19 protein-coding genes, 1 pseudogene and 1 riboswitch are annotated in these 26,593 nt (G+C 46.4%); of the genes and pseudogenes, 5 read left to right on the forward strand and 15 right to left on the reverse strand.

Annotated features, from left to right (window positions below; all coding sequences use genetic code 11):
* Positions 1-67 precede the first annotated feature (67 nt).
* Both G519_RS0126890 and G519_RS0126895 read left to right on the forward strand, forming a co-directional pair.
* Positions 68-955: an EamA family transporter gene (locus tag G519_RS0126890; protein ID WP_029197332.1), complete on the forward strand. Its 888-nt coding sequence runs from the start codon at positions 68-70 to the stop codon at positions 953-955.
* Positions 956-1,110: 155 nt separating this feature from the next.
* Positions 1,111-1,881 carry a phosphodiester glycosidase family protein gene (locus tag G519_RS0126895; RefSeq protein WP_051253717.1) on the forward strand — a complete coding sequence of 257 codons (771 nt, stop codon included), beginning with the start codon at positions 1,111-1,113 and terminating at the stop codon, positions 1,879-1,881.
* 167 nt (positions 1,882-2,048) lie between these two features.
* Here the strand turns inward: G519_RS0126895 and G519_RS44705 are convergent, their stop codons facing one another.
* The 6 genes from G519_RS44705 to G519_RS0126925 form a co-directional block, all read right to left on the reverse strand.
* Positions 2,049-4,922 carry an RCC1 domain-containing protein gene (locus tag G519_RS44705; protein ID WP_051253718.1) on the reverse strand — a complete coding sequence of 958 codons (2,874 nt, stop codon included), beginning with the start codon at positions 4,920-4,922 and terminating at the stop codon, positions 2,049-2,051.
* A 103-nt stretch (positions 4,923-5,025) separates the two neighbouring features.
* Complete coding sequence (locus G519_RS0126905; protein ID WP_029197334.1) at positions 5,026-8,178, reverse strand: efflux RND transporter permease subunit; 3,153 nt, start codon at positions 8,176-8,178, stop codon at positions 5,026-5,028.
* Complete coding sequence (locus G519_RS0126910; protein ID WP_029197335.1) at positions 8,175-10,199, reverse strand: efflux RND transporter periplasmic adaptor subunit; 2,025 nt, start codon at positions 10,197-10,199, stop codon at positions 8,175-8,177. Before G519_RS0126910 ends, G519_RS0126905 begins: the two co-directional genes overlap by 4 nt.
* A gap of 225 nt (positions 10,200-10,424) precedes the next feature.
* The gene (locus G519_RS0126915; RefSeq protein WP_029197336.1) at positions 10,425-11,234 is read right to left on the reverse strand and encodes an ABC transporter ATP-binding protein; all 810 of its coding nucleotides are present in this window, start codon (positions 11,232-11,234) and stop codon (positions 10,425-10,427) included.
* Complete coding sequence (locus G519_RS44710; protein WP_307720118.1) at positions 11,219-12,052, reverse strand: ABC transporter permease; 834 nt, start codon at positions 12,050-12,052, stop codon at positions 11,219-11,221. Before G519_RS44710 ends, G519_RS0126915 begins: the two co-directional genes overlap by 16 nt.
* 24 nt (positions 12,053-12,076) lie before the next feature.
* Positions 12,077-13,099 (reverse strand): ABC transporter substrate-binding protein, encoded by a 1,023-nt coding sequence (locus G519_RS0126925; RefSeq protein ID WP_029197337.1) that lies wholly within the window; start codon positions 13,097-13,099, stop codon positions 12,077-12,079.
* 65 nt (positions 13,100-13,164) lie between these two features.
* A riboswitch (guanidine-I (ykkC/yxkD leader) is annotated at positions 13,165-13,273 on the reverse strand.
* Positions 13,274-13,432: 159 nt separating this feature from the next.
* On the opposite strand from G519_RS0126925, the gene G519_RS0126930 reads away from it, so the two are divergent.
* On the forward strand, positions 13,433-13,618 hold the full coding sequence (locus G519_RS0126930; protein ID WP_029197338.1) for a hypothetical protein: 186 nt from the start codon (positions 13,433-13,435) through the stop codon (positions 13,616-13,618).
* A 208-nt stretch (positions 13,619-13,826) separates the two neighbouring features.
* On the opposite strand, the gene sdhB is transcribed toward G519_RS0126930, so the two are convergent.
* From sdhB to G519_RS0126945, 3 genes are read right to left on the reverse strand one after another with little or no spacing between them, the layout of a single operon-like run.
* Complete coding sequence (sdhB, locus tag G519_RS0126935; RefSeq protein WP_029197339.1) at positions 13,827-14,591, reverse strand: succinate dehydrogenase iron-sulfur subunit; 765 nt, start codon at positions 14,589-14,591, stop codon at positions 13,827-13,829.
* Positions 14,592-14,593: 2 nt separating this feature from the next.
* Complete coding sequence (gene sdhA, locus G519_RS0126940) at positions 14,594-16,357, reverse strand: succinate dehydrogenase flavoprotein subunit (protein ID WP_029197340.1); 1,764 nt, start codon at positions 16,355-16,357, stop codon at positions 14,594-14,596.
* A 16-nt stretch (positions 16,358-16,373) separates the two neighbouring features.
* The gene (locus G519_RS0126945) at positions 16,374-17,027 is read right to left on the reverse strand and encodes a succinate dehydrogenase cytochrome b558 subunit (RefSeq protein ID WP_029197341.1); all 654 of its coding nucleotides are present in this window, start codon (positions 17,025-17,027) and stop codon (positions 16,374-16,376) included.
* A gap of 288 nt (positions 17,028-17,315) precedes the next feature.
* Here G519_RS0126945 and G519_RS0126950 point away from each other — a divergent pair, with 288 nt between their 5' ends.
* A complete protein-coding gene (locus tag G519_RS0126950) occupies positions 17,316-18,212 on the forward strand; it encodes a LysR family transcriptional regulator (protein ID WP_029197342.1) in 897 nt (298 codons plus the stop codon).
* Positions 18,213-18,262: 50 nt separating this feature from the next.
* On the opposite strand, the gene G519_RS0126955 is transcribed toward G519_RS0126950, so the two are convergent.
* The 4 genes from G519_RS0126955 to G519_RS0126970 form a co-directional block, all read right to left on the reverse strand.
* A complete protein-coding gene (locus tag G519_RS0126955) occupies positions 18,263-19,000 on the reverse strand; it encodes a response regulator transcription factor (protein WP_029197343.1) in 738 nt (245 codons plus the stop codon).
* 93 nt (positions 19,001-19,093) lie between these two features.
* A complete protein-coding gene (locus G519_RS0126960; protein ID WP_029197344.1) occupies positions 19,094-20,344 on the reverse strand; it encodes a cation:proton antiporter in 1,251 nt (416 codons plus the stop codon).
* On the reverse strand, positions 20,344-21,006 hold the full coding sequence (locus tag G519_RS0126965) for a potassium channel family protein (RefSeq protein WP_029197345.1): 663 nt from the start codon (positions 21,004-21,006) through the stop codon (positions 20,344-20,346). Before G519_RS0126965 ends, G519_RS0126960 begins: the two co-directional genes overlap by 1 nt.
* A gap of 14 nt (positions 21,007-21,020) precedes the next feature.
* On the reverse strand, positions 21,021-22,373 hold the full coding sequence (locus G519_RS0126970; protein WP_029197346.1) for a TrkH family potassium uptake protein: 1,353 nt from the start codon (positions 22,371-22,373) through the stop codon (positions 21,021-21,023).
* Positions 22,374-22,586: 213 nt separating this feature from the next.
* On the opposite strand from G519_RS0126970, the gene G519_RS44715 reads away from it, so the two are divergent.
* Complete coding sequence (locus G519_RS44715; RefSeq protein ID WP_036633850.1) at positions 22,587-24,221, forward strand: CPBP family intramembrane glutamic endopeptidase; 1,635 nt, start codon at positions 22,587-22,589, stop codon at positions 24,219-24,221.
* Here G519_RS44715 and uvrC read toward each other — a convergent pair.
* Together uvrC and G519_RS51090 are read right to left on the reverse strand one after the other, a co-directional pair.
* Complete coding sequence (gene uvrC / locus G519_RS0126980; protein ID WP_029197347.1) at positions 24,181-26,157, reverse strand: excinuclease ABC subunit UvrC; 1,977 nt, start codon at positions 26,155-26,157, stop codon at positions 24,181-24,183. The genes G519_RS44715 and uvrC overlap by 41 nt on opposite strands.
* Positions 26,158-26,387: 230 nt before the next feature.
* Positions 26,388-26,593 (reverse strand): annotated as a pseudogene (locus G519_RS51090) (IS4 family transposase); the annotation flags it as partial.

Here is a 26,593-nt window from a genome sequence, read left to right on the forward strand (position 1 = left end):
CTCGAAAAAGCAATTGCTTAGGGATGCATACAGCCTTTGAAAAGAAAACGTAAGGAGTTCACACATCATGTGGTTTATTGCAGCAGTCGGCAGTGCCGTACTATTTGGTCTTACCGGCTTTTTTATGAAAGTGAGTCAAATGCGCCAAGGCTCTACACCGCATCTATTGCTCGGGCTTTATCTCACAGGAACACTTGGCTTCGCTGTGAACAGCCTATGGGAAGGCTCCCTCTTCTTAGATGATTGGCGTGTTTGGTTAGCTGGCATCATCATTGGCGTAGGATCAGGCTGGGGCAATGTCGTGTTCATGAAGGCGCTCGAGAACGGTCCAGCAAGCTTAACAGCGCCGCTAATGAACTTAAATATTTTGCTAGTTATTCTCATGTCCGTCACCATTTACGGTGAACACATACATAGCACGGAAGCTGGCGGTATCGTCCTACTCATTGCTTCAGCAGTACTAGTATCCATTAAGCTCAAAGAGCCTCTCACAATCAAAGAGAAGAAATGGTTCGCACTCGTTGCGCTCGGCGGACTTTTGTTCTTCTTCCGCAACGGCGGCTTAAAAGTTACTGCCGAGCTAGCGTTAGCTAACACGCCTATTTTATTCATTAGTTATTTGCTATCCGCCATTTGGTTCGCCATAGCCGCAGCTAGCCACACCAAGAAGCAGCAAAAGCCTGTCCATAAAGGACTCATCACTACCTATGATGCGTTACCAAGTCGTACAGGACTTCTATGGGTACTGCTTTCCGGCTGCTTCTCTTACGGCGGCCTTCAGCTTTACTCTGTCGCGCTGCAAATGGGGCCGGGTTCCATTGTCGCGCCCATTTTCTCCACTTATGGACTTGTCGTCGTTGTCGGTTCTGTTCTGGTTTACAAAGAAAAATTGACCATTCTGCAAGGTCTTGCCTTAGCTCTTCTATTTGCAGGTCTCATATTCGTGAAGCTTTAAAAGATCAAATACTTCTTTAATTTCGTTTATCAGCTAGTATCTATTTCCCACTCCATACACTTTCATATTTTTTGGTAAATTCCCCTTTATTTCGTGCTATAATCTTGGGTGAATAAAGTGACTGATCTGAGAGTCAAAATGGAGGAATTCGCAGAATGTTACAGTATCGTCCAGTTACGTTATGGCTCTTTTTTCCCATTCTCGGCCTATTTCTTTCTATGGCGTTATACCCTTTGGCTATCGAAAATAGTAAAAAACCTCATGCCTATACCTACTCTAAACTGCACGCCACCAATGGTGTTGAGCTTCATGTGCTGAAAACGAAGCCTGAGAACATCGCACTAAAAGCCATTGATAAAAATGTCACTAAAACAGGCTTATATGGCATAAATGGCGGATTTTTTTACAATGGTGATTTGCTCAGCATTGCTGTAACCAACGACCTTCCAGCCAAAGGAGAAGCCAACGATTACGGAACCGGTTGGTATAATACAGATGTGTCGCGCGGGACGCTCGTCTGGGATGAAGCGCTGCGAGCCTTCAATGTTCAGATCGTCAAGCATGCGGGCGAGCTTAAAGTCACGGATCGCAACCACTATTGGGCGCAAGGCGGCGTTAGTATGAAACTAGGGGATTCTATGGGCTGGGAAGCTCAAATGATAGCCGAAGAAATGCCCGCTTATGATGAAAATCGTCTCCGTTCCGCAGCAGCCTATGACACCCAAGGCAACATCTGGTTAATCGTCACGCCGACTACTTGTACCATAGAACAGTTTCGCAGCGCTATCTTGCAAAATATCGCAAATGGTCAGTTAGTTGACGGTATTTTTCTCGATGGAGATGGCTCTTCTCAGCTTATGAGCCGAGAGAATAAGCTGCATGGCGATGGTCGCGAAGTGTATCAAATCATGCAGATTATGAAATAAAACAAAGAGTCTTCTAGTCAGACCTCCATTCATCCTGAGACAAGGGGAGAGTGGCGATATGAGTGATTTCTACTTTGTAAAGTTGCAGCAATAAAGACCGTGTTTAGAGAATCTACTCTCTAAAGCACGGTCTTCTTCATAGTTTGGTCTTTTCTATTTCTCTATCCCTACTGACTGTTTCCAGAACTCTGTTTAGCTTGCTCGACAGCTAAGGGGTCCACAGGAAGACTAATCCCCTGCTGAACTTTCAAAATCCGCTCCATGACAATAACCGCTTGAGCTCTAGTTGTCGCCTCGGCCGGAGCGAGGTTTCCAGCGTTTAAGCCTTGAAGAATCCCTTTGTTCACTGCTCCAAGCATGACAAAATTGGGGGTTACAACCGTATTCATTTTTTGTAGCTCAGGGCTTACGAAGCGCAGGGCCAACGTCGCAATCTCCTGACGAGTAATCGGTAGATCCCAATCCGCTTGAAGATCCCCTGCTTGTAAAATGCCCGTTTTTTGTAGAACGTCTACATAAGGCTGATACCATGCTTGATCTGTACGGGCTGAAGATACGGGCACGTTCATGGCCTTAACGGCAAGTTTTAGAAATTCGGCTCTGGTAATGGCGTGATCGGGAAGGAAGCTTCCGTCACTATGCCCTTCAACGAAACCTTTCTCCGCTGCTTGAAGAATCGAATCTTTGGCCCAATGGCCAGCAAGATCATTGAAATTAGCACTTAATCCACTAATTAATGTCGGCAGGCTTCGATTCGTTAATGTGTTGTCACCGAGCTGCCCCGTGTAGTTTCCTCCCCATGACCAAATGGTGCCATCTTTCAGCTTCACAATACTATGAGTCCCGCCAGCGGCTGCTGCATCTGCAGAGCCTAAGTTCTTCACTAGCACTGGTTTGTTCTGATTGGTTTTTGAACCATCACCTAATTGACCAAATAAGTTCTGACCCCAAACCCAGACTGTGCCGTCGTTTTTAATCGCTATGCTGTGATACGTACCGGCGGCAATGGATTTGATATTCATTAAACCGGTGACTTGAACTGGTTTGGTTTGTGTCGTTATTGTCCCATCGCCTAGCTCACCAAAAGCATTATAACCCCACGCCCAAACGGTTCCGTCCTCTTTAAGCGCAAGGGCATAATTTTTCCCAGCGGCTATCGCGACTACTCCGGTTACACCGTTAATTTCAACGGGCTGCTGTTTACCGGCCAAAGTGCCGTCTCCCAGCTGTCCGCTCGTATTATCTCCCCAAGCCCAAATCTTCCCTGTATTTTGCAGAGCCAAATTGAAGTTGGAGCCGGCCGCCACTGCAACGATATTCGACAGCTGTACAATTTGATTAGACTCTACCGAACGGTCATGGCCCAGCTGTCCATAGGTATTGTCGCCAAAGCTCCACACGGAACCATTATTTAATAGCGCAATCGTATGATTGCTTCCCGCAGCTGCTGCAACAACCCCAGTCAATGCATTGACTTGTGCAGGTGTAGTCCGAGCCGTCGTTGTGCCATCACCCAGCTGGCCGAAGAAATTTTGCCCCCAAGTCCACAAGGTTCCATCTTCTTTGACAGCCACGGTATGAGCGTCTCCTGCTTCCACGGCCACTGCTTGCTCAAGTTTCAGTTGCTCTGGTGCTATTTTAGAGGAATTCGAACCCACACCTAGTTGGCCGAACGTGTTACTTCCCCAACCGTAAAGACGATTATTCTTAATGACAAATGTATCATTTTCTCCGGCCGCAAGTGGGAGTACTTTAGGACTCTTCATGATGACCGTGCCTTCGCCTGGCTTTATTACAGGTGGATTTATCCAAGTATTCACTTGGATTTGTATGGGAGCAGGTTGGTTATTCAATGTCTTGTCACCCAGCTGACTGTAACTGTTATTCCCCCAAGCCCAAAGACTATCATCTTTCCCTACGGCAAATGTAAAATTGGTACCAGCCCCTATACGAGCGATCTCTGGAAGCCCATCGACGTGATCAGGAAACGTTTGGTTCCACGTTTTACCATCATAAGCGGTTCCTACGCCTAATTGGCCTGAGGCATTGTCCCCCCATGCATACACGCTGCCATCATTCTTCAATGCAACGGCATGAGAGGTGCCGGCTGAGATTTGGGTTACGTTTTCCAGCCCAGTTACGAGAAGCGGAAGCTTCTGTTCTTCCGTACCCGAATTGACGGCATTATACATCGAGCTCGGATCCGATGTCATGAGTCCCCATGTCAACACGGTACCGTCATCTTTGAGCGCCATGGAATAGTCAAAACCAGCCGCGATTTGAGTAATGTGCCAATACGAGCTCGTCACCATGATAGGCGTGTTCAATCGATTTTGGTCATATCCGTAACCAAGCTCTCCAAAATAGTTGTCTCCCCACGCCCATACGACACCATCTTGATCAATCGCCAAGGTATGATAAGCACCGCTGGCAATGGCTTTAACAGAAACGATGTTTCCTTTGACTTGAACAGGCTTATTTTGGGCTGTATTCGTGCTGTCCCCTAGCTGTCCATACGTATTGTCGCCCCAGCTCCAAGCTGTACCGTCATCTTTGACAACTACGGAGTGAAAATTACCCGCTGAGATCGCCGTCACATGGGTCAAGTCCGCAACCTGAACCGGTGAATTTCGATCCACGGTGGTTCCGTCACCAAGCTGACCAAAGGTATTTTCCCCCCAAGCCCAGACAGTGCCGTCCGCTTTCAACGCAAGCGAGTGGGACTGCCCAACCGCAATTGCTTTAATATTCGACAATCCGCTAATAGGGGTCGGCTGATTGCGATTGTTCAATCCCGATCCGAGCTTGCCCCGCAGATTGTCTCCCCATGTCCACACAGTTCCGTCTTTCTTGAGAAGGACGGTGAAGCCTTTTCCGCCACTGATTTGAAGGATGGAAGACGGTTTGATATCGGATGTCCCAGTGGCTGGCAGGCTCGCATCAGCCAAAGCTTTCTCAGGTACTCCTGAGAAAACCGTAAAGGCACTAAGCAGCATAAAGCCTAACAACCAAAAGGAAACGTTACGTTTCATTGTTTTCATGAGCCTTCTCCTTAAAGTTTTCCTTTTTGGAAAACTAACTTCGTAAGCATTGACTAGAGTTTTTCGCCAGAAAAACTGGCTTCGAAAGCATATTTTCTAACTATCACAACGAAACTGACGTTCCTGACTCCTGCGGTGCAGAAGGGTTACGTTTGAATTTCTTTTTAATCCCGTTCATCCAGCCGTCAAGCAGTGTATAAACAACTGGAATCAACACTAAAGTTACAAGTGTGGACAAGGTTAAACCGAACGCGACGACTGTCGCCATCGATGCTTGTGTCTCCGCCCCATCGCCAAAGCCGATTACAAGAGGCAGCATCGCGAGCACTGTCGTTGCCGTCGTCATGAGAATCGGACGCAAACGTACCTTACCAGCTTCAATTAAGGCATCGAAGAGCGGCATTCCTTTGGCACGCAGCTGATTCGTGTAGTCGATCAAAACAATCGCGTTGTTCACGACGATACCAACAAGCATAATCATCCCGATAATCGAATTCATATTGATGGTCCGACCTGTCACGACAAGTCCAAGGATCGCCCCAATGAACGTAGGCGGCAATGAAAACATGATGATAAATGGACCATATAACGATTCAAATTGACTCGCCATAACCATGTAAACCAATACGACCGAAAGAATTAGGATCAGATACAAGCTCTTAAAGGAATCATTCTGACTCGTCTGCTGACCGCCCATCGTTAACTGATAACCATCAGGCGGTTGAATAGCATCGATCTTCTGTTTCACCAGGGCGGATACTTCCCCAACCGAAGCGCCAAAAACAGATGCCTGAACTGTCGCTACCCGATTCTGATCTTGTCTGCGAATTTGCGCAGGTCCTGTGCCTGGCTCCACCTTGGCAATCTGACTGACAGGAATAACTGCCCCAGCAGTCGTATTAATGGTAATATTATTGAAGTTTTCAAGCTTATTCGTAAAATCGTTCGGATATTTCACGAGAACTGAGATTTGTGAGCTGGCTGTTTTAAATTGCGTAGCAACACTACCCTGATAAGCGGTCCGCAAAGCAGTCATGACGTCTCGCAGCGAAACCCCGTAGTGTGCAGCTGCATCGCGATCAATCGTTAGATTGAATTGCGGGATCGAACGATCCAGTGTATTTTGAACATTTCGTGTACCGTCTACAGAACTGATTTCTTGGGCAACCAAGTCACCCAATTTTTGCAAAATCGTTAAGTCGGGACCGGAAAGATTCACCTGAATGTCTCCACCGCCAAAATTCCCACCGCCGCCAAGACCTGGAAGCCTTACGCCCGAAGGTATATTGACACCAATTTGCGCACCAGCAAAGCCAGTCGTGAGTCCACGAATTTGTTCGGCGACTTGATCTGTACTTTTCTTCCTTTCGCTTAGCGGTTTCAGCCTAATCTGAATACTCGCTGTGTTCGTTGCTGAGGATTGAAAAGCACCGCCCCCAGCAGAACCAACGGAAGTAAAGACGGAATCGATTTCCTGAACATCTTTCAATCTCGTTTCGAGCGTCGTCGCTACTTGATTCGTAACTGCAAAATCTGTCCCCTGCGGCAGGTTGATATTTAAATTAACTTGGCCTTGATCCGTCTTAGGCGTTAATTCATTTCCTACAAACCGAACAGAGTACACACTGGCTGCAAAAAGCAGAACTGTAATGGTGATAATGACCCACCGATGAAGCATTGACCAACGGAGCAACCGACCATATAAGTGAGTTGTGCGGTTTAAAGCCCGACCGAACCAAATAAATGGATTGAATGACCTGCCTTTAGGCAGATCCTCATCGACTTTCCCCCGTAGAAGTTTGGCGGCAAGCATGGGTACTAACGTTACAGCAGCAAACCACGCCGCAATATGGGAAAAACATACCACGAGCGCCATCGGCCAGAAAAATTGCTTAACCAAGCCACCAATAAATACGGTTGGCAGAAATACAGCAATTTGAGCGAGCGCAGAAGCCATAACCGCCGTTCCTACTTCTGCAGTACCTACTTTTGCAGCTTCTTCCGGAGAAAGTCCTTCGTGCCTTTTGCGGAAAATACTTTCCAGTACGACGACCGCAAAGTCGACAAGTGAGCCGAGACCAAGGGCCAAACCACCTAAGGTGATGGTATTAATCGTTTGATGTCCGAAATACATCATACTAAACGTACTTATGATCGAAATCGGGATCACCACGCCAATAATGAGCGTCGCTCTTATGCTGCGTAAGAAAAATAACAAAATGATGACGGAAAACACACCACCCAGCAAAGTATGCTGGATTACCGTATTCAATGAATCGCGAATAAATTTGGCCGTATCGTTCAGTACAGCGACGTGAACGCCCTCCGGCAGCTTGGATTGAATCGATTGAAGTGACTTCTGGATATTACTGGAAACCGAAACCGTGTTGCCGTCGGATTGTTTAAGCACCGAAAGGCTGACACTGGCTTCCCCGTCTTTACGCGCTTCCAACGTGACATCTTGATACGTGTCGATGATTTGTCCAAGTTCGCTTAGCGCGATCGTTTGACCCTTGCCAAGCTGTATCTGAACTTTGCCAATATCTGCGGTGGATTTAAATTCACCATCGATATGTAAAGGCACTAATTGTTTACCTTTATTAACGAGTCCTGCATCTGTGGAAGAATTATCATTTCCAAGAGCGGATACAAGTGTGCTAAAAGAGATATTATATTGCTGCAGTCGGCTCGGCTCGACGAGAATTTGAATTTGTCTCACACGTCCGCCAGATACACCAACGGATGCTACGCCATCTGCACGCTGAACGTCAGGACTGACGATGTTATCAGCTAAATTACGCAGCGTCACTAAATCGGTTTTCCCATAGAGTGCCAGTGTCATGATGGGCGTACTGTTTGGATCGACCCTGGAGACAACGGGCGCATCGGCATCGGACGGAAGCTGCCTGCGCACTCTGTCCAATTTATCGCGCATCGTTAATGTCGCTTGGTCAATATTCGTTCCATAGTTAAATTGCAGCGTCACATTGCCCGAACCCGTCCGAGAGTTAGAGCTTATGCTCGTTACGCCAGCAACTGTCGCCATGGCATTCTCAATCGGCTTCGTAATTTGCTGCTCAATCTGGCCTGGTGAAGCGCCGCTCCATGAAACAGAAACCGTGGCCGATGGTATTTCTAGGTTCGGATAAAGATCAACTGGCAAGAGTGGAATTGCAATGGCTCCCACAATGACCAGCGCGATCATCATCATGAAAATGGTGACTGGACGATGAACCGAGAAATTAGCTAACTTCACTGTCCAGCCCCCGCCTTCGAAGTGCCTGCATCAGCTCCGTTTGGACTCGGCTTTGCGCCGCCTTGATCAGTGCCTTGACCTTGCCCGCCAGATCTACCTTGGCCGCCTTGACCACCGGATCTTCCTTGTCCTCCTTGGCCTTGGCCGCTTTGGCCTTGACCTTGGCCCTGTCCACCTTTTCCTCCTTGGCTGCCTTGGCCTTGGTTTTGGCCTTGGCCGCCTTGACTACCCTGCCCATTTTGTCCACCTTGACTACCTTTGCCGCCTTGGCCATTTCCTTTACCAGCACCACCTGCATCTTGCCCTGGTTGACCTACTTGGACAGGCACATTATCCGAGAGAAGCTCCTGACCTTTCACGACAAGCTCGTCGCCAACATTCAAACCGCTTGTAATTTCAAAAGAAGAGCTCGTCATCACGCCGATTTTCACAAGTACCTTCGACGCTTTGCCATCCTTGACTATGAAAACAGCGTTGCCGCTTGGTTGGCTAAGCACAGCGTCGGCTGGTACGACGATAGATTGTTTGCCTTCGCTTTTCAAAGACGATGTTGCGAACATGCCCGGCAGCAGCTCATGTTTGTCGTCCTTCAGCTTAATGTCAATCAAATACGACTTGGAAGTAGCATCCATCGTCGGATGAACAATATATACCGTTCCCTCAAACGTTTTATTCAGTGTAGGCACATTAACCGACATCGATAATCCCGCTTTGAATTTACCGACGGATGCTTCAGATACGTTCACGGTTGCAATGACCGGGTCAAAGGAAGCAATAGACATAACCGCGGATTGGCCTGTATTTTGTCCAACAGGTACTAGAATATTGCTAACAATTCCGTCTAGCGGACTAGTCAGTACACCATCCTGAAGCTGCTCGCTCAGCAATTTTAATTTCGTTTGAGATTGCTGCAGTTGAGCGGCGCTTACCTGTAAAGAATCCGTGGATTGCGCTGTCATTAGGGATTGTTTGGATTGATCAAGCGTAGCTTCAGCACTGTTCTTCGCGATATCCTGCGAAGACTGCGACTGTGCGAACTGTGTCCGGCTAAGCTCAATCTGAGCCGCAGCCGTTCCCTGAGTGTTTGCCAAAGACAAAAGCGCAGCGTTCAGAGACTCTTGAGCTACCTGCACGCTCTGAGAGCTTTGAGCTGTCAGGAGAGCATTTTGCAAGTTCGTCAACGATTGTTGAGCGGACTGCGTATCTTTATATTGAGCCTGCTGTGCTTGCTGCAATTGAAGCTGCGCACTCTGCAGCTTGGCCATCGCACCAGCTTTGTCTGTTGCTGTATTGTACGCAGCAACTGCTTGCTGGACATTAAGTTGATAGGTAACTATATTATTATTCTGTGTTGTAAGTAGACTATCCAACTGCGAGTTCAAGTTTGTTTGGGCAACTGTTACGGCAGTAGCCGCATCGGCCTGCGCTTTGCTAAAGCTAGCTTGGGCGTTAGAAACCCCTTGTTTTGCACTCTCGATGGAGTTTTGCTGAGCGGCGATCGCGTTATTAAGTTGAGCTTGCGCCAAAGCAACCGCGTTTTTTTGATCATTGATCGTTTTTTCGTAAGCTGCTTGCTGTACAGCCAGAGCCTTTTGAGCCAAAGCTACACTATTGGATTGATCATTCACCACTTTACTATACTGCGCTTGGCTTAATGCGACATCACTCTTAGACTGCTCAACAGATTGCTGCAGCGTTGTGGTGTCAATATGCGCCAAGGCTTGTCCTACTTTTACACGATCCCCTACATTCACATCAACAGATGTAATGCGCCCGTTGACTTTCGAAGAGAGATTGGTCGTGAAAGCAGGTGTAATTGAGCCGGTAAATACTTGCCCGCCTCCAATGTCTGACAATTTGACTTGCTGTGTTTCTACCGTCATTTGACGTGTTCCCGAACGACCGTTAGCCCCTGGTTTAGCCGTGCCCGTTGCTGCTGTACTGCAACCAGTTATAGTGACGGTTATTGCGGTAACGACTGCGATGATTGTGATGCTGTTGAGTGAATTGTACTTCCTCATTGGATTGAAACCTCCGTCAAATTCTATTCATTTGGGCAAATCGTTCTTTTTCACCATACTAAAATTTCATGATAGAACTGTGATGCAAATGTGAATTAAAAGTAAAAATTTGTGGGTGAGGAGATTTTCCTTTATGGATCAAAGCGAGATACCCTGCGATTCATGCCAAAGAAGGTGATGAGAAATTCTCATCACCTTCTTTTCAGCCTACGAATTAACTGCTTGCTACTCCTCATGAGCCCCGATAAGCGAAATAATTTGCTTTTTCAGCTTAATAAACGACTCCGAATCTTTACAGTCCAAGTTCTCACGAAGTCCTTGCGGAATCACGACTTCTTGGCGAATTCTTCCCGGATGCGCCTGCATCACATACACGCGTTGAGATAAGAAGATAGCCTCCTCGATATCATGGGTAATGAAAACGACGGTGGTTTTTTCCTTTTCCCAAATACGCAATAACAGCTCCTGCATCGAATTCTTCGTCTGCGGATCGAGCGCACCGAATGGCTCATCCATCAGCAGAACTTCCGGATTGTTAGCGAGTGCCCGAGCGATGGCGACCCGCTGCTTCATACCGCCGGAAAGCTCCTTCGGCAGCGATCTGGCGAACTTCTGCAGCCCGACAAGCTCCATGAAGTGATCGGAAATAGCCCTCTTTTCGAATATAGGAACGCCTTTAAGCGTCAGTCCGAACTCGATATTCTCCCTCACAGAAAGCCAAGGGAACAAAGTGTACGATTGGAAGACCATCCCGCGGTCAGCGCCAGGGCCATCAATCTCATGTCCGGAAATGCTTAACGTACCGGTTGTCATTGTCTCTAAACCCGCAAGAATTCGGAGGAGAGAGGACTTGCCACAGCCCGACGGGCCTACGAAACTGACAAACTCATGCGCATCCACATGGAATGAAACACGATCAAGCGCAACAAATTGAGATTTCTTAGTGCTATACACCTTCTTTACATCCGTTGCCGTAATTTTACTCACAGCCACAGCTTGATCATCAATGGGCTCCATATTCAAAGCACGCAACATTTAACGCCCTCCTTCCAGCCACGGGAAAAATCTGCGGTGACAATAAGCAAATTGCGATCCGTTAACAATCCAAGCAAGCCAATGGCGATAATTCCTACGAAGATTTGATCCGTATTGAGGAACCGCTGCGCCTTCATAATGGAGAACCCAAGTCCACTGCTAGCCGCAACCAACTCAGCTACTACAAGATAGGTCCAAGCCCAACCGATGATTAATCGCATGGTGTTCATTAAATCCGGCAATAGAGCAGGAATAAGCACCCTTTCGATAACTTGCCAACGGTTCGCACCAAGGGTGTAAGAGGTTTGAAGCAAATCATTAGAAACCGAACGTGTATTATCGGCAACCATCAGCATGAGCTGGAAGAAACAGCCAATGAAGATAACGATCACCTTCGCCCACTCACCAATCCCTGCCCAAACCATAATAAGCGGGATGAAAGCCGTCGCTGGCATATACCGGATAAACTCGGTAGGAGGAACGAGCAGCGCTTCAGCGAAGCGAAACGTACCTGCCATAATGCCAAGCGGAATACCCAGTAAACAGGCAAGCAGAAAGCCCGCCCCTACTCGAAATATACTAATACCAACATGGTTCCAGAAGATAGAGCTCTGGAGCTGAATTGCAAACTGACGAAGTACTTGATCCGGTGTAGGCAAGAACGTGCGATTTACAAAGTCGCCATAGCTGAGCACACTCCAAAAGAGCATAGCTATCACAACAACAAGCACAACACCGGATGTATATGTTCTACGGCTAATATCGCCCCGTATGGCAAACAAAGTTGATTTGCGTCTTTTTTTCACCATGGTGTCCATGTAGAGCCCCTCGCTCTCCTGTTGTTATTTCTTCCGCTCCTTCATTACTTCATCTACAAAGTGTCCATCTAAAAAGCTATCTGCCTTCGGAATAGAAGTCAGCATATCTAATCCCTTCAAGAATTCGGCCGTCTTCTGCGAAGTGAAGTGCAGGGATGCTAAGTTATCACCCTTTTGGAAAGCTTCCACATTATCTTCCAGTTGGAAAATTTTCACGCTATCCACGCCTGCTTTATATTCATCAACCGGCGTCTCTGCCGCTTTGGCCATAATTTTCAAAGACTCCTCAGGATTGGCCTTCCAGTAATCCAAAGCATCGAACCAAGCGTTGATGATTTTTTTCACATCTTCCGGACGGTTCTTCGTTATTTCTTCTTTGAACACTAGCAAATCTGGAATAAGTCCAGGTGTATCTTTGGAGGAAAATAGCAGCTTGCCTTTGCCCTCTTGAATCGCCTTGCTGAGGAATGGCTCCCATAGTACCGCGGCATCCAGGTTGCCTGAAATGAAAGCGGGTCCAGCATCGTTAACCGTCATATTCGTATACGCAACATCTTTCTCTGCAAGACCCGCTTTTTCAAGTGCGGTTAGCATCAGAAGGTGATCTACCGTTCCTAGCTCAGTCGCTACTTTCTTGCCCTTCAAATCCTTCAGTGAATTAATGCTTGGCTTCACAACAACACCGTCTCCGCCATTGGAGTTATCGTTCACCATTACAGCTTTGAGCTTAATCCCTTTACTTGCCGGAGCAAGCGTATCGCTTAAAGTTTGGCTGTTCGCATCCACTTTACCCGACGCCAATGCCGATAAGGAATCGCTATACACCGGGAACCAAACCAGATCAACGTTAACCCCGTTTTTCTCAAAGAACCCCTTTTCCTTCACTAAATACCACACAAACCAACCCGGCCATGGACTGAGTGCCAATTTAATTGGTTCTCCGCTTTTTCCTGTTGTCGTGCTGGTTGCCCCTTTGCTCGTACATCCGCTGATTACTGTAAAAGTCAATAACAACGCCATCATCAGAAATACCATTCTTTGTCTCATTCCGAATCTCCCTCTCCATTTGTACTGGTAAAAAGAAAAACCCGGAACGATATCATATTCTGATATCCTCCCGGGCTTTTATCCCTCCGTGTGCACGATGAAGCTCACCGTGTGTCTTCTCTTGGACCTGACCAACAGCCTTCATTCTGTCGCGGAACCCTAGAAAACAAGTTTGCTATGAGGTTGGTACTTCGATGTCTTACATTTGTCTTAATCATACTTACATCCGACTTATATGTCAATATATATAACACAAATAAATAATAGGTTGTCAAAATAGCATTACGTGTAATAATATATAACATATAAACGACTATAACGGAGGTGTATACGATGTACTCGATTCATTTCCACATCACTATGTTAGATAATCAACCTATTTCACCTAAAACTGTTACATTAGCGGGACCTTCTGTTTCTGAGCTTCATGAAGGGCACTCCCTATCCGAGCATCCTCTCCTGATTTCCCCTATAGATAATCAAGCAGCCATTCAAGCTGATAGCCTGCCCGCTGACTAGCCTCATAACTGCACAGACCATCAGAGTGATCCTCTTGATGGTCTTTTTCTGTGTGCGGCGATTTCATCGAAAACACCATTTCCCTGGGGATCGATGGACTTCACTTTTCAACTAACCAATCAGCATGTCCTCTGCAGCATCTATCGAGCGCGTATCAGAAAAAAAAGCCCGACACCCTTCACAGGGTATCGGGCTCGGGCGATTTCAATTACACGCCTAACCATTTTTTGAACATATGTTTCGTTGTATCTGCATTCAGTGCTGCGATTGAAGTCGTCAGCGGAATGCCTTTCGGACAAGAGCGTACGCAGTTCTGCGAGTTGCCGCAGCCTTCGATACCGCCATCGGTCATCAACGTATCCAGACGCTCGTCTTTGTTCATTTCACCCGTTGGATGAGCATTGAACAGACGAACTTGGGAAAGTGCGGATGGTCCGATAAAAGAGTTCTTGTCGTTCACGTTAGGACACGCTTCAAGACAAACACCGCATGTCATACATTTGGAAAGCTCATAGGCCCATTGACGCTTCGACTCCGCCATACGAGGTCCTGGTCCAAGATCATACGTACCGTCGATCGGAACCCATGCTTTTACTTTCTTCAAAGCAGTGAACATGCGCCCACGGTCGATAACAAGGTCACGCATAACAGGGAAAGTGCTCATTGGAGCTACGCGAATCGGCTGCTCTAGCTTATCTACAAGAGCCGAACAAGCTTGACGCGGCTTACCGTTGATAACCATAGAACAAGCTCCGCAAACTTCCTCGAGACAGTTGGATTCCCAGCATACAGGTGTCGTCTTGTCACCCTTCGCATTCTTCGGATTACGCTGTACTTCCATCAAACCGCTGATGACATTCATATTGGCGCGATAAGGAATTTCAAATTCCTCGGTATAAGGCTTGGAATCTGGACTCTCTTGACGAGTCACGATAAACTTCACTGTCTTTTGTGCGCTTAGTGTCTCAGCCATGATTAATGTCCTCCCTTTTTCTTCTCCGTGGAGTAGTCACGTTTCCGCGGTGCAATCAAAGATACATCGATATCTTCATAGCTGATTTTCGGACCTTCTGGCGTCCAATCGGCAATTGTTGTTTTCATGAAGTTCTCATCATCACGCTCGGTGAATTCTGGCTTGTAATGCGCGCCACGGCTCTCGTTACGCAGCAAGGCGCCAAGTGTCATCGCTTCAGCCAACTCGAACATGTTCCAGAGCTGACGTGTGAACGCTACCCCTTGATTGTTCCAACGAGCTGTATCTGTGATATTGATGTTGTTGTATCTTTCTTTCAAATCCTTGATCTTACCAATCGTATCTTCGAGACGATCATTGTAACGAACAACCGTCATGTTGGCATTCATCATGTCGCCAAGCTCTTTATGCAGAACGTAGGCATTCTCTGTACCGTTGTTCATTTTGAGCAAGTTCTCATAACGGTCTATATGACGTTTCTTCTCGCGATCGTATACGATTGAGGAAGTATCGTCAGCGTGCTTCTCTAAGCCGCGGATATACTCAACCGCTTTAGGACCGGAAACCATACCATCATAGATGGCCGAAACGAGCGAGTTCGCTCCAAGACGGTTCGCACCATGATGTTGATACTCGCACTCACCAGCAGCGAATAAGCCGGGAATGTTCGTCATCATGTTGTAATCAACCCAGATTCCGCCCATGGAATAGTGAACCGCAGGGAAAATCTTCATCGGAATTTTACGCGGATCGTCGCCCATGAATTTCTCGTAAATTTCCATAATACCGCCAAGCTTAATATCAAGCTCCTTCGGATCTTTATGAGAAAGATCAAGGTAAACCATGTTCTCGCCGTTAATACCTAGCTTCTGGTCTACGCACACCGAGAAGATCTCGCGAGTTGCAATATCACGCGGCACCAAGTTACCGTAGGCCGGATATTTCTCTTCGAGGAAGTACCAAGGCTTCCCGTCTTTGTATGTCCAAATACGTCCGCCTTCACCACGCGCAGATTCAGACATCAAGCGAAGCTTGTCATCTCCGGGAATCGCTGTTGGATGAATTTGAATCATTTCGCCATTCGCATATTTAACGCCTTGTTGGTAAACTGCACTTGCAGCCGTACCTGTATTAATAACCGAGTTCGTCGTTTTGCCGAAAATGATACCAGGACCGCCTGTTGCCAAGATGACTGCGTCGGATGGGAAGGTTTGAATTTCCATGCTCCGCAAATCTTGAGCTGCAATACCGCGGCATACGCCATCGTCATCAAGAACAGAACCCAAGAACTCCCAATGCTCGAATTTCGTTACAAGACCAGCTGTTTCCCAGCGGCGTACTTGCTCGTCAAGTGCGTACAAGAGCTGCTGCCCTGTAGTAGCGCCTGCGAATGCCGTACGATGATATTTGGTACCGCCGAAACGACGGAAATCCAGAAGACCCTCTGGTGTACGGTTGAACATAACGCCCATACGGTCCATTAAATGAATAATCCCTGGAGCCGCGTCGCACAAAGCTTTAACTGGCGGTTGATTCGCTAAGAAATCTCCCCCGTAAACTGTATCATCAAAGTGCTCCCAAGTGGAGTCGCCTTCGCCTTTGGTATTCACCGCACCGTTAATGCCGCCTTGCGCACATACGGAGTGGGAACGTTTAACAGGAACCAAGGAGAACAATTGCACATGAACCCCGGCCTCTGCTGCCTTAATTGTCGCCATGAGTCCCGCAAGGCCTCCGCCGACGACGATAATTTTTGAATTAGCCACTTCTGTTCACCCTCCCTTAATGCCCCGTATGCGCTTCTACCGGAAGCTGAAATTGCGTATCTGTAAATGCAGTCAAAGACATAATAAACATCACGGCCATGACAACGAACAAAGCCATCCAGATGATGGATGAAAAGCGCTGCGCGCGCGGTCCAATTGTAATTCCCCAGCTAACCAAGAACGACCACATGCCGTTACAGAAATGGAAGGCTGCGGAAAGTGTACCGATCACATAGATGGTAAACATAACCGGATTCGTCGCGATATCATGCATCGTCCGGCCAAGCTCTTCGTGCGCTACGTTACCGAATGCAACTTGCAAGCGGGTCTCGAAGAAGTGCCAAGCAACGAACAAGAATGTGATGACACCAGTAACACGTTGGAGCATGAACATTTGATTACGGAAGTAACCGTATTGCGAAACGTTGTTACGAGCTTGATACGCTACATAAAGACCATAAACAGCATGATAAAGAAGCGGTATCCAGATTCCGAAGATTTCTAGAAACAGCACCAATGGCAAGCCATTTAACCAGTTAATTTGATCCACGAACGCGCCTGGTCCTTTTGTTGCTTCATAGTTTGTGAGCAAATGCTCAATAAGAAAGAAGCCCACAGGAATTACGCCAAGCAAAGAGTGGATCTTTCGAAAGTAATACGAATTACCCATAATTGAACCAATTCCCCCCTCATAAAAATTCATTCATCTTTTATCCGACATGATCAGACAAGACAAGCCACATACCATTGTACTCTCGCCGCAAACGAGCGTCAACCCATAATCATCCAAGCCTATTTTGCCAAATCAGTGGATGATTATACACCTTCGTCCAAGAAATGTGAATAAAAAGTGACATGTACATCGTACCTCTTTCGCACTTATAATGGAAGTGCCGTTTTTTTATATATACTTATAACTAAATCACATATACATAACGAAAAAGGAGACGATAGAAGCATGGAACTCTTGGATGTTTTCGCAGTTGTTGTCGAACAAGTAAGCCTCAACAAAGCATCTCAGCTATTAAATATCTCGCAACCGGCTCTTTCCCGCAAAATAATGAAGCTCGAGGAAGAGCTGGGCGTAGAGCTTTTTGTCCGCAAAGGTAAAAGGCTTGAGCTGACTAAAGTCGGTCAAATTTGCTATGACCATGCCTTGGAACTGCGTCACCTAGAGCGCAAGTTCAAGCAAGCGATCCAGACCTACAAAGCAGCGGGCAGCCACACTTCGATTACGATTGGAGCAAGCCTGACAACGCTGCAGACAACACTCCCGGATCTCATTACCGATTATTTGCAGGATTACCCGCTGACAGAAATTAAGCTGCTTACCGGCAAGACGCATGAAATTGTTACCATGGCGAAAGAAAACAAAGTAGATATCGGCATCGTCGCTTCCCAGATCAATGCTTCCAGCCTCCATTGCGAGCCCTTATTCGATGATCATTTATGTCTGGTGCTTCCTCTAGGACATCCTCTTATCGATCGCTCCACCATCACAATGAATGATTTAAATGAATTGCCGATGATTCTCTTCTCCAAAGGCACTTGGTATCGCATTCTGATGGATGAGCTGTTCAACCGATTTACCATATTGCCCAACGTGCAGATGGAGATTGACTCCTTCGAAGCCATCATCCGCCTCGTTTCAACCTGTAAAACGGCAACCCTGCTTCCAAGATCCTATTTACGTGAAGATTTAATTCGTAATAATGAATTGATTTTGCGCAATCTGGCCGAGTTAGAACAGACGAAACGAACGACTTCTCTCATTTACTCCGACCACACAGCGGATAACATGGCGTCTATGAAATTTATCACGCAAGCGATCAATTACTTCGCCAAGCAAAAATAAAACCTCTATGCCGCTCATCTTAGAAGATGCAGAGGCCAGAGGTTCTTTTTCTAATAGACAAATTTGTAACCTACACCCCAAACCGTCCGAATCCACTTAGGTTCTTTGGGATTGTCTTCGATCTTTTTACGGAGGTTAGCAATATGCACATCAATGGCCCGATCCGTAACTAAACTGTCAAATCCGCGAACCGTTTGCAGTAAATCTTCCCGGCTGTATACGCGACTAGGATGATTGACGAAGCATTTCATAATTTCAAATTCCGAATAAGTCGTCTCGACTAAAACACCATGAACACGCATAGAACGCGTATTCGGATTGAGCGTAATCTTCTTATCGATATCCAAGACCGCCTCTAATACCGCAGTCGTTGATCCTCCAGCTTTTTCCGATACTTGACGAGTGTTCGCACTCGATTTCAAATACAAGTTGGAGCGCCGGATAAGAGCGTGAACTCTCGCACTCATCTCATGCATACTGAACGGTTTACACATATAGTCATCCGCACCTGCCCCGAGTGCATTAACGCGTTCAACGACTTTATTTTTCATCGAGACGATCATAATAGGTATTTTCGAGGTTTCCCTAACTTGTCTGCATAAGGCAAGACCATCCATATCAGGCAGCATCAAATCAAGCAAAATAACATCTGGATCAAACTGGGAGACAGATGTAATGCCTTCTGCCCCATTCGCCTTCCTTATGACATGAAATCCTTCTTCACTTAAATACATGGTAACCATATCGCCGATCATAGCATCGTCTTCAATTATTAATACCTTATACATAGGGAGTCCACCTTCAGCTAGAAATTCTCTTGTTGTATATGTACTCGCAGATTGATTAATTGAATAGTCGATTGGTGATCAAAAAAGTTTATTTTAATCATTATTATCGGGATCATTGGGCTTTATTTCAAGACCCAGTTTACGTGCCACATAAGCCGTTGTGCTTGCTTGAAACAGAATGGTTATTAGTACAGCCATGAACGTAACGCTAGCAATAAGATCACTGTGCTGAACGCCCATCCCAGCTACCATTCCAGATAAAGCCGCGGGTATAACCCCGGTCTCTCGAACCCAGAACATGAACAGAATTTCATTTCGCTTCCATTTCGCTTTTCGATCCGGCCATGTACAGAGTAGAACCGTAAGCGGACGCGCGATAAACATAAAAACAAAGATAACACCTAAGCTAGTCCAGAAATGCTCAAGGATTAATGGAAAGTTCACTTGACTGCCTAGTAAGATGAAAATGAGCATGCGCATGATGACCGTAATATTTTCTGAAAAATGCTCCATTTCAAGCTGTTTATCATTCATTTCCAGCTTAAAAGTACCTGCATTCCCCCAGATTAATCCTGCTGTAAAGGTCGCCATAAAACCGCTAACGCCAATCGCCTCTCCCACGATATAAGCACAAAGTGAAGTCGAAACCATTGCTATCGTTGCGTAGTCTCTGAGATGACCCAGCTTCAAATGCGCTGTCAGGAACGTCATTACATAACCTATAACTGCTCCAACAAGAAGCCCGCCCAGTGCTGTTTTCACAAAGTCAAAGACACCCGAAGCAACAGAAACCTCTTGTGTGCCAAGAATAATCGCTAATAAAGAAAATGTTAGAATTGAAGCCGTCGCGTCATTAAAAGCAGATTCACTTTCAACCGTTTCACGTACTTTCGGACGAATCTTCACTTGTTTAAACACTGGGATCAGTGTTGCGGGATCTGTGGAAGCAATAATAGCTCCCAGTAATAGAGCATAAATCCAAGGTAAATCCAACAGCAAATGAGCGGCTACCGCCACTGCGCCGCATGTGATAAGTACGCCAGGCACACTGAGTAAACTTACAGTAAGCCATACTTTGCGAAGACCAGAAAGTCTGATATTGCGTCCTCCATCGAAGAGGATCAAGGTTGAGCCTATGACAAGAATGAATTGGTTCGTAAAAGATGTGCTGGATTCTGTAATCCAATGAAAGGCTTGTCCCACCAGCATACCTGCGATGAGAAACAGAGCTACGTCAGGAAGCTTCAACCACTGCGCCACTTTTCCAGATATCATGCCCAATCCAAAAATTAACACAAGTAAAATAATAACATGTTCAATTAAGAGCGAAGTTGTATTTTCCATCAGCTGATGACTTCACTTTCAAATTTTTCAATTTGATTGTTGGTTCCGATGATGACCATCACATCATTCTCATTCACGACATCACCCGCCGTTGGTGCAATGATAATCCCTGTTTGTTTATTAATAGCTACAATGCTGCAGCCATACTTAGCACGAGGATCCAGCTCCCTGAGAGCTAAGCCGCATAGATTCTTAGGGACAGATAATTCCACGATCGTATACTCTTTGGAAATTTCAATATAGTCCAGAAGATTAGGTGATACGAGTTGATGCGCAACACGGATACCCATATCTCGTTCCGGATAAATGACGCGGTCAACACCCAGCTTATTCAGTACCTTGCCATGCAGTTCAGACAACGCTTTAGCTACAACCTTCTTAATGCCCAAATCTTTAAGCACAATAGCCGCTAGGATACTTGATTGAATATCATCCCCAATGGCTACAACAGCGCAGTCGAAATTTCGTACGCCCAATGACTTCAATACCTCTTCATCCGTCGCATCCGCAACAACCGTATGTGTAAGCTCTGAACTCATCTCATCAACGACTTCTTCATCTTTATCTATACCCAACACTTCATAACCAAGCTTTATGAGTTCTTTGGAAATACTGGAACCAAAACGACCCAGCCCGATTACAACATATTGATTTTTCTTCATATTTCTTGTTCCCCTTATCCAATCGTGATTTTACCCTCTGGGTGTCTATATAGTTCTTTCTCTTGCTTCGGCTGCAAGGCATAGGCTAATGTGATAGGTCCTAGACGCCCAGCAAACATCGTCAAACTTATGAGAATCTTCCCAAATGTTGTTAATTCAGGAGTCAATCCCATCGTCAAACCTACGGTTCCGAAGGCGGATGTCACTTCAAACAAAATTTTCAAAAGCTGTGCATCCTCTGTCGTCGATAACAGCATCGTAACAATGATAACTAAAAACAGAGCCATCATCGTTAAGGTAATAGCCTTGAGAATACGATCCTTAGCCAATCGATAACGGAAAATAACAATATCCTCTTTCCCACGGATCATCGTCACTATCGCACTAATTAGAATCGTAAAGGTAGTTGTTTTAATACCCCCACCTGTTGAGCCAGGAGAAGCACCGATAAACATTAGAATGACAATGAAAAATTGAGAGGCTTGGCGAAGAGCCCCAATATCAACCGTATTCGGCCCAGCTGTACGAGGGGCAACGGATTGGAAGAAGGAGGCTAGTATCTTCCCGCCCAAATCCAAAGAACCCATGGTTCTGATATTGGTATACTCGAATATAAAGATGATAATAGCTCCAAACACAATCAGAAAACCAGTCATGCTAAGCACCACTTTGGAATGCAGAGAAAGCCTCTTCTTGATCTTAAAATCCATCAAATCGGACATAACAATGAAACCAATACCCCCAAGCACAATAAGCGCCATAGCAACAAAGTTTACCACGAAATCATTCACATAGCCGGTAAAGGAAACGAATGGCGCATCGACCGTGCCAAATAAATCAAAACCAGCGTTATTAAACATGGATATGGCATGCCAAATCCCAAAATATAAGGCTTTCGTAAAACCGAAATCAAACGTCCAACGAATAGTGAAAATCACGGCTGCAATGGCTTCAATCGATAACGAATAAATAATGACTTTACGGATAAGTCGGACAATACCTTCCATACTGCCTTGGTTAAAGGCTTCTTGCAGAACGAGTCGTTCTTTTAATGTGATTTTTTTACGGAAGGCAAAAGCGATTAACGTCGACATGGTCATGAAACCCAAACCACCAATTTGAATCAAGCTCACGATGACGATCTGCCCAAACATCGTATAGGCACTCCCAGTATCCACCACGACCAAACCAGTCACACAAGTTGCCGAAGTCGCTGTAAACAGCGCATCAATAAAAGCAATCGAATGCCCCGTTGCTGAAGCAAAGGGAAGTGTCAAAAGCCCTGCTCCTAAGAAGATAATTGCAGCAAATCCGAGAACGAGAATTTGCGGAGGCGTTAGTCGCCAAATACTCATTTTTTTAATCATTGTGCCTCCTGTATGTTCAAAAAACGACATAAATATTTCCAACACCTTAACGGTAGGGTTCCCCCGTTATTCATTAGAAATTCCGAACATTACCCAATTGATAGGTATTATATAATTGTTTTGAATTCTTTACCACTAAATTGGCTTTCTTTTTAAACTATGATAACGTGAAAGATGTGATTTCAGAATCGAGAATGTAGAAGGGAACTCACTATGATCAGGCCAAAATTTAATCGTTTTCTCCTCTTCCTTGCATGCATTGGAGCAGCTCTTTATTTGGGGATATCCGCCTTATACGGACTTCGGGCCGAAGAACCGTCGGCAGCAGACAATCCTTCCATCACGAAGCAGCAGGCTGCGGATCGCGCAGCTCAATTTGTAAGGGAGCGCTACGATTTGCATAACCCGCAAACCTATGTTGTTTATCAATCCAAGAAGGACCGCAGCGGTTATTTGCAGAAGGAGCATTTGTTAGAAGCCTATTTGAAGGGCTATGGAGAGCGTTACCCCATTGATTATTATCAAGTAAGCGTAAAAGACACCAAGACCAACCGTCAATTTGAAGTGGAGATTAATTACACGAATGCTGCCGTTATTGGATGGCGTGAAACGCAGAATCCCTCCGATCAGGCTATGATTAGCAAGCAGAAAGCAGACATTTTGGCCAAGCAGGAAATTCGGCAGCAAGGATTTGACCCGGATGACTTTGCACCCATAGATAAACGGGCTGCCAAAGACGATTCAAAACATGGAACAACCTTATTTTATGAAAAGCAATCCAAACCGCTGGGCGAAGCAAAGTTACAGGTTCAAGTTGATTTCGATGACAAAAATCTGACTGGTTTTAACGTGCTCTTCAGCTTACCTGCGTCGCATCAAATCTGGATTGATCAGCAGGATCATTCTGCGTCTCTCATGACTTGGATTTCCATGGGCTTCACACTCATCATGACAATTGCCGCGATTGTATTCGCCATCATCTATAGAAAACATATGAAATTCAATAGAGGCCTGCTTTTGACAGCCATTTTCTTAGCCATTTATATCACCAACAACTTCAATATGTATCCTGCTTTTAGAGCTATGAGTGGAGCTCTGAACGACGATTTCGCAACATGGGCAGCTATTATTTTCATGAATATAGTGACTTTGCTGCTCGGCATATCTCTCTACCTTGCTCTTGTAGCAGGTAATGGATTGTGGAATTCAATTGGACAGCGGAAATGGCCCGCTTGGAGGGAGTTCTCATTTGGGACTGAGGTTTATAACGGCATGGGGCGCGGTTATTTGCTGGCTCTTTTCATCTTAGGCGTTCAGCAGGTGCTCTTTTACACAGGTGAAGTGAATTTTGATGTTTGGTCTGTGAATGATCCATCCGATTCTGTTCTAAATATGGTAGAACCTCACTTTTTCCCGCTTATGGCCTGGGTTGCTGCCATATCTGAAGAGGCGACCTACCGACTGCTCGGCATCATTCTATTCAAGAAGCTGTTTCGCTCAAACTTTATTGCGATTGTCATTCCCAGCGTGATTTGGGCGGCTAGTCATACGCAGTATCCCATTTATCCCGTCTACACTCGGCTAATCGAGGTCACCATCATTGGCATTATTCTAGGTTACGTCTTCCTAAAATATGGTTTCATAACCGCCATTTTCGCTCATGCCTGCATGGACAGCATCCTCATGGGAATGTCTCTCTTCTATCTCGGACATGTAAGCGATGTACTTGCCGGCATTTTCTATATCCTGCTGCCTGGTTTGGTCGGCTTGCTGCTGGCCTGGCTGCATGGAAAAAGGCGGGGTCCCCTTATTCCTGGGGAGCCGCCGCCTCGCCTTGAAGCGCTTTGAGAATGTCGCTAGCCAATTTCTCACCAATACCCAGAGGCTTGAAGTCTTGGACTTCAGCCTCTTTTATTTTGCGTACAGAGCCAAAATGCTTAAGCAATGCCTTACGGCGTTTCTCCCCGATGCCGGGAATGGCATCCAGCTGAGAAACAACCATCGACTTCGCCCTTGTTTCGCGGTGGAACGTTATCGCGAAACGGTGAACCTCGTCTTGGATCCGCTGCAGCAGGTAAAACTCTTGGCTGTCACGCGGCAATGGCACAACTTCGGCAGGATCTCCGATCATGAGCTGCGCTGTTTTGTGCTTGGCATCCTTCACAAGACCACAGATCGGAATGAACAAGCCTAATTCATTCTCCAGTACGTCGACTGCGGCTGAAATCTGTCCTTTCCCTCCGTCCACGACGATCAGGTCAGGCATTGTGAGATTGTCTTTAAGTACACGCTCATATCTCCGACGAATGACCTCTCGCATCGTTTCGTAGTCATCCGGACCAACGACCGTTTTGACTTTGTACTTACGGTACTCCTTACGATCCGGCCTTCCGTCTACGAAGACGACCATCGCAGAAACCGGGTTCGTCCCTTGTATATTCGAGTTATCGAACGCTTCGATACGGCGAATTGTTCCCGTGCCGAGCCACTCTCCAAGATTCTCGACTGCTTTGGTCGTGCGGCGCTCATCGCGCTCCACCAAGCGGAATTTCTCATCCAGTGCATTGCGGGCGTTGTCTTTAGCCATATCGACCATTTGCTTCTTCAGCCCTCGCTGCGGGATATGCACCTTGACCTTGAGCCAGGATTCCAGCGCTTCGCGGACATCCTTCTCTTCAGCCTCAACTTGAGCCGCAACTTCCGCCGGGACTTCGACAGGGGTGTCCATTGACGGTTCAGCGGGAGCTTCAGAATTAGCTTCAGCAAGAGCATCTGTAGGAGCAGTTGTAGAGGCAACTGCTGCCTGTACCGGAATCGTCGGCAGGAAGATCTCCTTCGGCAGCGCCGGATTGTCGCTGTAGACTTGAGTCACATAGGTGATGAAGTCATTGTACTCATCACCGTAATACGGAAACAGCGAGACGTGCCGCTCGATGAGCTTGCCCTGACGCATGTACTGGATGTGCACAGCCATCCAGCCCTTGTCAACCGCGTACCCGAAGACATCGCGGTCTAGCGCATCTGCCGTCGTGATCTTCTGCTTCTCCATCACGGCGTCGATGTTCATGATATGATCGCGCAGCTCCTTCGCGCGCTCGAAGTTCAGTTCCTCCGCCGCGGCCAGCATTTTGGCCGTCAGCTCTTCCTTAATAACGTCGTGTCCCCCGTTCAGGAAACGACTGATCTCTTGCACCATCCGCTCGTTCGTCTCGGCGGATACGTCGAATTCGCAAGGCGCCAGACACTGCCCGATATGATAGTATAGGCATACTTTCTCGGGCATCGTCTTGCACTTGCGCAGCGGATAAAGCCGGTCCAGCAGCTTCTTCGTCTGCTGGGCCGCAAAGGCGTTCGGATAAGGGCCGAAGTACTTGCCCTTATCCTTAAACACCCGCCGCGTGACTTCTAAGCGCGGCTGCTCTTCATGTGTAATCTTGATGTACGGGAACGTCTTATCATCCTTCAAGAGTACGTTGTACCGCGGATGATGCTGCTTAATCAGATTACACTCAAGAATCAAAGCCTCCATGTTCGAGGAGGTAATTATATATTCAAAGTCGCGGATTTCGCTGACTAGTTTTTGCGTCTTCGCACTGTGGCTCCCTGTGAAATAGGAGCGCACACGATTCTTCAGTACTTTTGCTTTTCCCACATAAATAATGGTACCTTCGCGGTTTTTCATGATATAGCAGCCCGGCTTATCCGGTAATAAGCTCAGCTTATGCTTGATTACTTCCAGACTCTGTTCGCGGACTCCAGCGTCCTCATGCTCATGCTCGGTCATGCATCCAATCTCCTCTCACACAAAAACTTACTCCATATTTCCTAAATTCCCAAACTCCTAATTCCAAGCCACATGTTGTACTACATACAACATTTACACCTCAAAACAAGCCATTCCGCTGATAATGTTGCATTTCATACAACAATATAACCGAAATATACGAGTTTAAGAGGAGTAGAGCCATTTTTGTTGTACAAAATACAGGCCTGTTGATCTACCAATAAATGGATTCAAGGGAAGGTTAAATTACTCGTCAAATAAACGATCCATTCCGGCTGCATAACGTCCATGCTAAATAACCGATCGAATTCGGCAAAAGTTAACTTGGCACTTGGATGAACTACGGAGTTTCCTTGATCGAACACAAATTTGAGTAACACATATACCAGTAGAGCTGTGTACAATTGGCCATATATGGCATTTGGGCTTGTTCCAA

Source organism: Paenibacillus alginolyticus DSM 5050 = NBRC 15375 (assembly GCF_000422905.1).
GTDB classification, from domain to species: domain Bacteria; phylum Bacillota; class Bacilli; order Paenibacillales; family NBRC-103111; genus Paenibacillus_E; species Paenibacillus_E alginolyticus.